This window comes from Brooklawnia sp., assembly GCF_049651565.1.
Lineage (GTDB): Bacteria > Actinomycetota > Actinomycetes > Propionibacteriales > Propionibacteriaceae > Brooklawnia.
This window is the reverse complement of sequence record NZ_JBASCI010000118.1, coordinates 1-10136: the sequence shown is the minus strand read 5'-3', so window position 1 is coordinate 10136 and position 10136 is coordinate 1. Positions and strand designations below refer to the sequence as shown.

10 protein-coding genes are annotated in these 10136 nt (G+C 69.3%); 6 read left to right on the top strand and 4 right to left on the bottom strand.

Annotated features, from left to right (window positions below):
- A partial coding sequence (locus WBL05_RS05750; protein ID WP_424224379.1) for a dihydrolipoamide acetyltransferase family protein occupies positions 1 to 783 on the top strand: 783 nt, incomplete at its 5' end.
- 49 nt (positions 784 to 832) lie between these two features.
- Positions 833 to 1996, top strand: a complete 1164-nt coding sequence (gene alr / locus WBL05_RS05745) for an alanine racemase (protein ID WP_424224378.1) — start codon at positions 833 to 835, stop codon at positions 1994 to 1996.
- Here alr and WBL05_RS05740 read toward each other — a convergent pair.
- Positions 1953 to 2654, bottom strand: coding sequence for an EcsC family protein (locus WBL05_RS05740; RefSeq protein WP_424224376.1), 702 nt, complete (start codon positions 2652 to 2654; stop codon positions 1953 to 1955). The two genes, alr and WBL05_RS05740, sit on opposite strands and share 44 nt — an antisense overlap.
- Positions 2655 to 2837: 183 nt before the next feature.
- Between WBL05_RS05740 and WBL05_RS05735 the strand changes: the two genes are divergently transcribed.
- A complete protein-coding gene (locus WBL05_RS05735) occupies positions 2838 to 4124 on the top strand; it encodes a citrate synthase (RefSeq protein WP_424224374.1) in 1287 nt (428 codons plus the stop codon).
- A gap of 15 nt (positions 4125 to 4139) precedes the next feature.
- On the opposite strand, the gene WBL05_RS05730 is transcribed toward WBL05_RS05735, so the two are convergent.
- From WBL05_RS05730 to WBL05_RS05720, 3 genes are read right to left on the bottom strand one after another with little or no spacing between them, the layout of a single operon-like run.
- Positions 4140 to 5750: an ABC transporter permease gene (locus WBL05_RS05730; protein ID WP_424224372.1), complete on the bottom strand. Its 1611-nt coding sequence runs from the start codon at positions 5748 to 5750 to the stop codon at positions 4140 to 4142.
- 10 nt (positions 5751 to 5760) lie between these two features.
- Entirely contained in the window at positions 5761 to 6663 is a 903-nt protein-coding gene (locus tag WBL05_RS05725; protein WP_424224370.1) for an ATP-binding cassette domain-containing protein, read from the bottom strand.
- Entirely contained in the window at positions 6656 to 7303 is a 648-nt protein-coding gene (locus tag WBL05_RS05720) for a TetR/AcrR family transcriptional regulator (RefSeq protein WP_424224369.1), read from the bottom strand. The genes WBL05_RS05725 and WBL05_RS05720 overlap by 8 nt, the downstream gene beginning before the upstream one ends.
- A gap of 100 nt (positions 7304 to 7403) precedes the next feature.
- Here WBL05_RS05720 and aat point away from each other — a divergent pair, with 100 nt between their 5' ends.
- From aat to WBL05_RS05705, 3 genes are all read left to right on the top strand, one after another.
- Positions 7404 to 8108: a leucyl/phenylalanyl-tRNA--protein transferase gene (aat, locus tag WBL05_RS05715; protein ID WP_424224381.1), complete on the top strand. Its 705-nt coding sequence runs from the start codon at positions 7404 to 7406 to the stop codon at positions 8106 to 8108.
- Positions 8109 to 8345: 237 nt separating this feature from the next.
- Positions 8346 to 9779 (top strand): four-carbon acid sugar kinase family protein, encoded by a 1434-nt coding sequence (locus tag WBL05_RS05710; RefSeq protein ID WP_424224368.1) that lies wholly within the window; start codon positions 8346 to 8348, stop codon positions 9777 to 9779.
- A gap of 39 nt (positions 9780 to 9818) precedes the next feature.
- Positions 9819 to 10136 (top strand): NAD(P)-binding domain-containing protein (locus WBL05_RS05705; RefSeq protein WP_424224367.1); only part of this gene is annotated, 318 nt, incomplete at its 3' end.

Here is a 10136-nt window from a genome sequence, read left to right as displayed (position 1 = left end):
CGTCCCACCGGGCCGGGCGGCACGGTCAGCAAGGCCGACGTCGAGGCCGCGGCCGGACTGGCCGAGGTCAGCGCCGGCGAAAACCGGGTCGCGATCAAGGGGGTCCGCAAGGCGACCGCCCTGAACGTCGCCGAGTCGATCGCCAGGCACGTCCACGTCACCGAGTTCAACACCATCGACGTCAGCGCCACCAAGGAGCTGGTCGAGGCGCTCAAGGGACGCCGAGAGTTCGCCGGGCTCCGGGTCTCACCGCTGCTGCTGCACGCCAAGGCGGTCTGCCTGGCACTGGCCAGGAACCCCGAGCTGAACGCCTCCTGGGACCCCGAGGCCGGCCAGGTGGTCTATCACGACCAGGTCAACCTGGGCATCGCCGCCGCCACCCCACGCGGGTTGCTGGTGCCGGTGATCAGGGACGCCGGCCGGATGAATCTGGTCGAGCTGTGCCGGGCACTGAATGAACTGGTCGACACCGCCAGGCAGGGCAAGCTGCAGCCGGCCGACTACTCCGGCGGCACCTTCAGCATCACCAACGTCGGCGTCTTCGGCATCGACACCGGCACCCCGATCATCAACGGCGACGAGTCGGCCATCCTGGCGATGGGCGCGATCAAGCGGCAGCCCTGGGTGGTCGGCACCGGGGACGACGAACGCATCGAACCGCGCTGGGTGAGCACGCTGGCGCTGAGCTTCGACCACCAGTTGATCGACGGGGAGCAGGGCTCCCAGTTCCTGGCCGACATCTCCACGATCCTGTCGACACCCGAGCTGGCGCTGCTGTATTGACCGGTTGTCGTTGACGGCTGCCCGTAAACCCCGGTGGCAGGATTGGCACATGCTGTACGCCACGCACCTCGAGGTCGACCTCGCCGCGATCGCACACAACGTGCAGCAGGTGCGCCACCGCGCCCCCGGCGCACTGGTGCTGGTGGCGGTCAAGGCCAACGGCTACGGCCACGGAGCGGTCGAGGTGGCCCGGCACCTGGCGGCGGACGGGCTGGGCGACGCGTTCGGCATCGCCACCACCCCGGAAGGCATCGAGTTGCGCCAAGCCGGCATCAGCCAGCCGATCATGAAGTTCTCGCCGGCCTTCGACGACGAACTGGATGCGGCGATCGAGCACGACATCTCGCTGACGGTGCACGACCAGCAGACCATCGAGGCCGCCGCCCGGGCGGCCGAACGGGCCGGGCGCAGCCACGGCGTCCACCTGGCGATCGACACCGGCATGCGGCGGATCGGCTGCGAACCCGAGGACGCGCTGCGGCTGTCCCGGTTGATCGCCAGCCACGCGTCCGCGCTACGGTTCGACGGCATCTTCACCCACCTGCCGATCAGCGACAGCCCCAAGGGGGACGCGTTCACCCGCAACCAGTTGGCCGGGTTCGCGCGGCTGGTCGCACAGATCCAGGACGCCCGGCAGGCCGCCGGGCTGCCGCCGGTTCCGCAGGTGCACGCCGCCAACTCTGGCGCGATTCTCGGCCACGACCTGGGCCAGATGACGATGGTGCGGCCCGGCATCATGGCCTACGGCTACTACCCGGACGCCCACGCCACCCCGCGTCCGGTCGAGCTGCGGCAGGCCCTGACCTGGCGCAGCCGGGTCAGCCACGTCAAGCCGGTGCGGACCGGTCAGAGCGTCGGCTACGGCCGCACCTGGACCGCGCCGGTGGACACCTGGATCGCCACCGTGCCGGTCGGCTACGGCGACGGGTACTCCCGGCTGAACTCCAACCGGGGAAGCATGCTGGTCGGCGGTAGGCGCCGCCCGGTGGTCGGACGGGTCTGCATGGACCAGACGATGCTCGACCTCGGCCCGGTGCTGCCCGACCAGCCCGCACCGGCCGAGGTGGGGGACGAGGTGGTCATGCTCGGCGCCCAGGGCGACGAGTTCATCGGCACCGACGAACTGGCCGACCTGATGGGCACGATCAGCTACGAGGTGACCTGCCTGATCACTGCTCGCGTACCACGGTATTACCGAGGCGGCGCCGGCTGATGAACTGCTCACGGGCGTAGCGGCCGACCGCGAGAGTGTTCCAGGAGTCGGTGGCCGCCCCGACCCCGCCGCCGATCACCGGGATCGCCCGGGCCACCAACCCGATCGCCTGCTTGCCGCCGATCGTGGTGAGCAGCGAGGTCATCACCCGCTGCGCGATCACCTGTTCGAGGTTGCGGTCGATGCCGGGGGCGGTCGCCAGCACCAGCGGCGAACCGGGCAGCTCACCCTTCTCGACCAGGTCGTCGACGATCCGCTTGCCGAGCAGGGTGGTGAGCACGGCGTGCCGGACGCGGGAGTCGTCCAGGTCGTAACCGCGCAGGTGCGCGATGGCCGCCACCATCCGGCTCTGGATCAGCGCCACCCCGGCCAGATTGGTGGGCGCACCCACCACCAGCGTGACGAAGCCGCCCAGGTTGGTGACGAAACCCTGCGTCCCGCTCAGTGCGGCGTGGTTGTTGATCAGGCCGTCGATGGCGTCCTCAACCCCACCCTTCTTCTCGAGCTGGCGGCCGGCGGCGCTGCGGGCGCCGGGCAGCTGCTCGGCGCCGTCGATGGCGAACTCCAGGATCCGGCGCAACAACCGACCGGCTGCGTTCGGCGCGCTCACCGGGGCAGCAGAGATGATCGACTTGCCGATCTGATCAGGGTCAGGCATGAAAGCTCCCGGGTGCCGAAGGAATGCAACTACGCTAGCCCCAAGTGGTGTTGCAACGTATGCCACCATCCCCGGATTCGGCCCTGAACAGGGTCTGGTTCACTGGCCACAATCTGGGACCCGCGCTGAAGGCGGCCACCGCCGCGCCACGATGAAAGCGCGAAACGACCGAGAAGGGGCCGTATGACTGAATTCGCTCGCCTGGAGCTTGACGGGCGCACCTATGAATTCCCGGTGCTGGTTGGAACCGAGGGCGAACGGGCCATCGACATCAGCACGCTGCGTTCCACCACCGGCTACATCACCCTTGATGACGGCTACGTGAACACCGGTTCGTGCCAGTCGGCCATCACCTTCATCGACGGTGAGGAGGGTATCCTGCGCTACCGGGGGATCCCCATCGAGACCCTCGCCGAGCGCAGCAGCTTCGTCGAGACCGCCTATCTGCTCATCTTCGGCCACCTGCCCACCAGCACCGAGCGCGAGGAGTTCACCGAGCAGCTGACCCGCTCGTCCGCGCTGCACGAGGCGATGATGGAGCATTTCGACGCCTTCCCGACCCAGTCGCACCCGATGGCGATCATGTCGGCCATGATCAATGCGCTGTCGACGCACGAGCGTCCCAAGATCGCCCCCGGCGACGACGTCACCCTGCAGCTTTACGCCGCCCGGCTGATCAGCAAGATCCGCACCATCGCCGCGGCGTCCTACAAGTCGAGCATCGGCGACCCGATCATCTACCCGCGCCACGACCTGAAGTACGTCGACAACTTCCTGCACATGATGTTCTCGGTGCCCTACAAGCTGTACGAGGCGTCCCCCGAGGTCAGCCACGCGCTCAACATGTTCCTGGTGCTGCACGCCGACCACGAGCAGAACTGCTCCACCTCGACGGTGCGGATGGTGGCCTCCGGCGAGGCGAACCTGTACGCGTCATGTTCGGCCGGGGTGGTCGCGCTGTGGGGCGGCAAGCACGGCGGCGCGAATGTCGAGGTGGTGCAGATGCTGCAGCGGATCCGCCGGGAGGGGCTGACCCCGAAGCAGTTCCTCAACGAGGTCAAGGACCGATCGAACAACCGCCGGCTGATGGGCTTCGGCCACCGGGTCTACCGGAACTTCGACCCGCGCGCCAGGATCCTGCGCGAGGCGGCCGACCGGTTGCTGAACTCGATGAAGATCGACGACCCGCTGCTCGGCATGGCCCAGGAACTGGCCGCCGAGGCGCTGGCCGACGACTACTTCATCGAGCGCAAGTTGTACCCGAACGTCGACTTCTACTCCGGCATCATCCTGCGCGCGATCGGCATCCCGCTGAACATGTTCACCGTGATGTTCGCGATGGGACGCATGCCCGGCTGGATCGCCAACTGGAAGGAGTTGCACGACAACCCGGCGCAGAAGATCTACCGGCCCCGGCAGCTCTACGTCGGCAACCCGAAGTCGGAGTGGGTGCCGCGGCACGAGCGCTGACCGGGCCGCGGCCGGTCAGCGGCCGGTGATGTCGCGCCGACGGTAGCCGATCAGGCCCGCCAGGATCAGCACCAGCCCGATCGCGGTCTCGACGGCGAACGGCAGCCAGTCCATCTCGTCGCGCGGCGGCTGGGTGAGGTGACCCCACGGTTGCAGCTTGACCAGCCACCGCGGCAGGTCGAACAGGATGGCGAACCAGGAGCAGAAGATGCTCCAGCCCAGCACGAACCAGACCACGCCGAAGGCCCGGGGCAGCCACCCGATCAGCAGCATCGCGACACCCACCACCAGCACCAGGCCGGGCAGCAACGCCAGCGCGGTGCCGGTGAAGTCGGCAACCAGCGACCAGTCGTCGGTGGTGACAGCCTGGGCCAGCGGCAGACCGGCGCCGACCAGCACGGTCACGATCGCCGACCCGAGCAGGGCGGGGGTCAGGTGGCTCAGCGCCAAGGCGACCCGGGGGGTGGCGGTGGCGAGCAGTTGTTCGGCGTGCCCGCGGTTCTCCTCGAGGTGCAGCATGTTCAGCAGGCTGACCGCCATCACGGCGGTCACCGTTACCAGGATGCCCAGGATGCCGATGTAGAACGCGGTCCTGAGTTCGGCGGTGCCGCCCATCCGCTGCAGGATGATGCCCATCTCGGGGTTCTCCTCGAAGATGCGGTCCATCCCGGAGGCGATCGAGCCGAACGCGATCGCGCTCACCACCAGCGCCAGCGTCCAGCCGATCAGGCCGCCGCGGTGCAGGCGCAACGCCAGCCCCCAGGCGCCATCAAGTCCCGGGCGGGCGGTGGTCCGTCCCAGACCGGTGGCGACCAGCCCTGCGCCGTGGTCGCGGCGGGACTCCAGCACGAAAGCCAGCCCCACCAACCCGACGGTGACCACGGCCAGCAGCCCGAAGACCCACCAGCGTTCGTCCGCGAAGGGCCGCGACAGCATCCCCCACTGCAGCGGGATCGCCCACCGCAGCGGTTCGATGGCCGAGCCGGGGCCGGCGCCGTCCACGATGGCTCGCAGCAGGTACGCCCCGCCCAGCCCGACGCCCATCGCCCAGGCGCGCACGGTGCGGGCCGACTCGAAGATCTGCGCGGCCACCGCGCCGATCCCGACGTACAGTGCACCGGTCAGGCCAACTGCCAGGCCGGACGCGATGCTGCCGGCCGCGGCCAGCCCGAGACCAACCAGCAAGCCGGCGGTGATCGCGGCCGTCAGCAGGCAGCCGGCCACGCATACCAGTACGGCGGCCGCCAACGGGGCGTGGCGTCCGACCGGGCCGGAACGCACCAGCTCGATGCGGCCTTCCTCCTCCTCGGCGCGGGTGGCCCGCACGATGCCGAAACCGCCGACCAGTCCGGCCAGCACGGTGGTGAAGCCGCCGGAGCGCCAGAAGACGAATCCGCCCTTGTCGTACAGGTCGAATGCGGGCCCGAGGACGGCGAGCATGGTCGGGTTGTTGAGCAGCGGCTCGACGGTGGCGCGCGGGTCGGTGCCCGGCGGGATGATCACGTCGTACTGGGTGGCAGTGGCCGGCATCAGCAGCGCCAGCAGCACCGCCCAGCCGAGCCAGAACAACCAGTTGCGGCGCAGCGTGATGCGCACCGTCGCGCCCAGACCGGTCAGGGTGCTCATCGCCCGCTCCTCAGGCCGCAGGTTCGCTGTCGTAGTGGCTGAGGAAGAGCTCCTCCAGGGTCGGGGGAGTGATGCTGACCCCTGTGACACCCAGCACGGCGAGCTCGCCCAACAGCTCGGGCGTGGCTGCCGCGTCCACCTGGGCGGTCCAGCGGTCGTCGCGCTGGGTGACGTCGTGGACGCCGGCGATGTGCCCCAACCGGGCGGCCTGCGCGGCGTCCACCCTTGCCACCACCTGGTTGCGTTGCAGGTGACGCAGTCCGGCGAGGGTGCCGGACTCGACGATCCGGCCGGTCTTGATGATCGACACCCGGTCGCACAGCTTCTCGACCTCGGACAGGATGTGGCTGGACAGCAGCACCGTCACCCCGTCGCTGCGCACCCGCTCGCGGATGACATCGGTGAAGACGTGCTCCATCAACGGGTCCAGGCCCGAGGTCGGTTCATCGAGCAGCAGCAGTTCGACGTCGCTGGCCAGCGCGGCCACCAGCGCGACCTTCTGCCGGTTGCCCTTGGAGTAGGTGCGGCCCTTCTTGCGCGGGTCGAGGTCGAACCGTTCGATCAGCTCGTCGCGGCGAGTCCGGTTCGGCTTGCCCCGGGCACGGGTGAGCAGGTCGATCGCCTCGCCACCGGACAGGTTCGGCCAGAGGTTGACCTCGCCGGGCACATAGGCCAGCCGGTGGTGGAGTTCGGGTGCCTGGGCCCACGGATCACCGCCGAGCAGGGTGGCGCTGCCAGAGTTGGCGCGCAGCAGCCCGAGCAGGACGCGGATGGTGGTCGACTTGCCCGAACCGTTCGGGCCCAGGAAGCCGTGCACCTGGCCGGTGCCGACGGTCATGGTCAGCCCGTCGAGGGCGGTGACGCGGCCGAACCGTTTCACCAGGTCGTGGGTCTCGATCGCATTCTCAGTCATCTTCGCTCCCCGTGTCGTCGAAGGCGGCCCTGGTCCCTCGCAGGTAGCTGTCGTCGGTGAACAGGCCATAGGTGAACAACTCCATCGCCGCCAGGGCGTACCGCCTCATCGGCCCGGCGTCCAGCAGGCTCTCCCCGCCCAGCCGCCGGGCCAGGTGCCCGCCCAGCATGCTGGCTCCCAGCGAGTAGGCGACCAGCACCGCCACAGTCGCGTCCGGGTCGGCCGGCTCGCGGATCGTGCCCTGCTCGGCGCCCAGTTCGATGACCTGGGCGGTGGTGTGGCAGACCTGGTCGAAGACCTGCCGGGCGATCGTGCCGTCCTCACGCATGGCGGTGATCAGGTACTGCATGATCAGCCGGGCCTCGGGGTGCTCAGTGAGGTAGCTGCTGGCTCGCGGCATCACCGAACCGGTCAGCAGGGTGCCCTTCTCGGACAGCAGGAAGGCCATGATCCAGTCGTCGACCGCCTGCCGCAGTTGGTGCTTGCTGCCGAAGTGGTGGATCACCAGCGGGGGCGAGACCCCGGCGAGGCCGGCGATCTGGCGGATCGTGGTGTGGTGGAAACCCTGCTCACCGAACAGTTCGAGGGCAGCGCGCCGGATGCGGGCCTGCGGTAACAGATCGCCCGGGTCTGAACTCACGTTCAACATTCTGAACGCATGTTCAGTCAAAGTCAAGATGATCGTTCCGGCTTGTCAGTGGTGACCCGGCAGGCGCGGTGCCACACTTGATGCCGTGTTCATGCAGGTCTTCGGTCCGCCCAGCGACTGGCCGCACCAGGACCTGATTGCGCTCTCCGACGAGTTCGAGCTGTCGATGGTGGTGGGGGCCTACTGCTCCGGGGTCTTCCCGATGCCGCTGCACGAGTCCTCCTTCGAGTCGGTGATGGGATGGTGGTCGCCGGTGCGGCGCGGCATCCTCGAGCTGGACGACCTGCGGGTCAGCCGCAGCATGCTGCGCTCGGCCCGCCGCTACACCACCACCATCGACCGGGCCTTCCCCGAGGTGCTCGCGCGCTGCGCCGACCCGTCGCGTCCGCACGGCTGGATCGACGAGGACATTCAGCGGATCTACCGGCAGGGGCATGACGCCGGGGTGGTGCACAGCATTGAGGTGTGGGACTCGGAGGGACGCCTGGTCGGTGGGCTCTACGGGGTCAGCCTGTGGGGTCTATTCGCCGGCGAGTCGATGTTCCACGACCCGGAGCATGGCAGGGACGCGTCCAAGGTGGCCCTCGCCCGGCTCGTCAACGAACTGCGAATGCGCCCCGACGAGGCGACACTGCTGGATGTGCAGTGGCAGACCCCGCACCTGGCCTCGCTGGGTGTGAGCGAGATCTCCCGGGACGAGTATCTGATCCGGCTGCAGGAGGCGCTGGACGGCATCGACATGAGGTGGCCCGCCATCCGCCGACCGGGTGATTGGCACCTGGTGCGGACCCAGTGAGCCAGACCTGAGCAGGACGGCCCCCGGATTTCGGAAAATCGCACCCTGGATTGCGATTCCGGCCCGTTGCATCAATGGGAAGTGGGATCTGGCGTGCCATTTCCCGGATTCCGCACGCCCACGGTCCCCGCCCCAGCGCCCTCGCGCAATCCCACTACCCCATGCGCTCCTCCGATCGGGCGGTCATACTTGCGGTGTAGGCCCAGGGTCTGATGTCCGTCCGTACAAAGGAGTGCCATGACAGCCAGTTTGGACGACCTGCTCGCCGACTACCCGGAGCCGGTGGACGCCACCGCCCAGCAGGTCCGGGAGGCCGCCGCCGGCCGCCGACGGGTGCTGATCGTGCTGGACGACGACCCCACCGGCACCCAGTCGGTGGCCGACCTGCCGGTGCTCACCGACTGGAGCGTCGAGTCGATGGTCTGGGCGCTGCAGCAGGAGTGCCCGGCGGTCTACGTGATGACCAACTCCCGTAGCGTCGACCCCGAGGTGGCGGCCGAACGCAACCGTGAGGTGGCCCGGGCGGCCTTCGCCGCGGCCGACCGCACCGGGCGCGAGGTGGACTTCGTCTCGCGGTCGGACTCGACGATGCGCGGCCACTTCCCGCTGGAACCCAACGTGCTCGCCGATTGCATCAGCGAGCGCGGCGCCGGTGAGGTGGATGGCATAGTCATCGTCCCGGCCTTCCCGGCCGCCGGCCGGATCACCGTCGGCGGGGTGCACTACGCCGGCGCCATGGCGTCCGGTTTCACCCCGGTGGGCGAGACCGAGTTCGCCCGCGACGCCACCTTCGGCTACACGAAGTCGCGGCTGGCCGAATGGGTCGAGGAGAAGTCCGGCGGGCAGATCCCGGCCGACCGGGTGATCGAGATCGGCCTGGCCGAACTGCGCACCGACCTGACCGGCGTGGTGGCCAGGCTGCGGCAGGCCCGCAACCGCCAGCCGATCGTGGTCGACATCGTCGACGAGTCCGACCTCAGCCAGTTCTCGCTGGCCCTGCAAGGCGCCGAGGACGCCGGTAGCCGCTTCCTGTACCGGGTCGCCCCGCCGTTCCCGCGCGCCCGGATCGGTCAGGACCCGCGGCCACCGCTGGAGCGGGACGAACTGCACGCCATCCGCGCCGGCGGCCTGGCCGAGAACTCGGTCGGCGGCCTGGTCATGGTCGGCTCACACGTGAAGCAGACCACCGACCAGTTGGCCGAACTGCGCGCCCGCCGCCACCCCGTGGAGCTCGAGATCGATGTCCGCACCGTGCTCGGCGAAGGCCGGGACTCCCACCTGACCGAGGTGGTCGACCAGGCGGTCCAGGCGCTGGCCGAGGGCAACGTGGTGGTGCGCACCTCCCGCACGCTGGTGACCGGCAGCGATGCCGCCGACTCGCTTCGGCTGGCTCGGCTGGTCTCGGACGCCGTGGTCGAGGTGTCCCGGCGAGTACTGGCCGGCTACCCGCCGCGCTTCGTGGTCGCCAAGGGCGGCATCACCTCCAGTGACGTCGCGGCCCGCGGGCTGAGCATCGCCCGGGCGTTCGTGCGTGGCCCGATGCTGCCCGGGATCGTCTCGCTGTGGGAACCGGTCGACGGGCCGGCCCGCGGCATCCCGTACATCGTCTTTGCCGGCAACGTGGGCGACGCCCAGGGGCTGGCCGACGTGGTCGACAAGCTGTCCGAGTAAGACCCCAAGATGATCACCCCCGATCGAAGGAGATTCACAATGTCAAGACCAACAGTCGCAGCAATCGGTCTGGGCGCGATGGGGCTGCCCATGGCCACCCGGCTGGTCAACCAGCAGTTCCCGGTGCGGGCCTTCGACATCGCCGAGGCCCGCCTCGGTCTGGCCGCGGACGCCGGGGTGCAGACCTTCCCGGCGGCCCGCGAGGCGGCGTCCGGTGCCGAGGTGGTGCTGGTGGCGGTCCGCAACCAGGAGCAGCTGGAATTGCTGCTGTGGGGAAGTGATGGCATCGCCGAGGTGCTGGCACCCGGCGCGGTCGTCCTGCTCACCTCGACCATCGGCATCCAGGCGGTGCAGGAC

What these genes read in the sequence shown, in the direction of transcription:
- WBL05_RS05730 (WP_424224372.1), bottom strand. Translation starts at nt 5,750, where the DNA reads ATGAGCACCCTGACCGGTCTGGGCGCGACGGTGCGCATCACGCTGCGC.
- aat (WP_424224381.1), top strand. Translation starts at nt 7,404, where the DNA reads ATGCAGGTCTTCGGTCCGCCCAGCGACTGGCCGCACCAGGACCTGATT.
- WBL05_RS05740 (WP_424224376.1), bottom strand. Translation starts at nt 2,654, where the DNA reads ATGCCTGACCCTGATCAGATCGGCAAGTCGATCATCTCTGCTGCCCCG.
- WBL05_RS05725 (WP_424224370.1), bottom strand. Translation starts at nt 6,663, where the DNA reads ATGACTGAGAATGCGATCGAGACCCACGACCTGGTGAAACGGTTCGGC.
- WBL05_RS05735 (WP_424224374.1), top strand. Translation starts at nt 2,838, where the DNA reads ATGACTGAATTCGCTCGCCTGGAGCTTGACGGGCGCACCTATGAATTC.
- alr (WP_424224378.1), top strand. Translation starts at nt 833, where the DNA reads ATGCTGTACGCCACGCACCTCGAGGTCGACCTCGCCGCGATCGCACAC.
- WBL05_RS05710 (WP_424224368.1), top strand. Translation starts at nt 8,346, where the DNA reads ATGACAGCCAGTTTGGACGACCTGCTCGCCGACTACCCGGAGCCGGTG.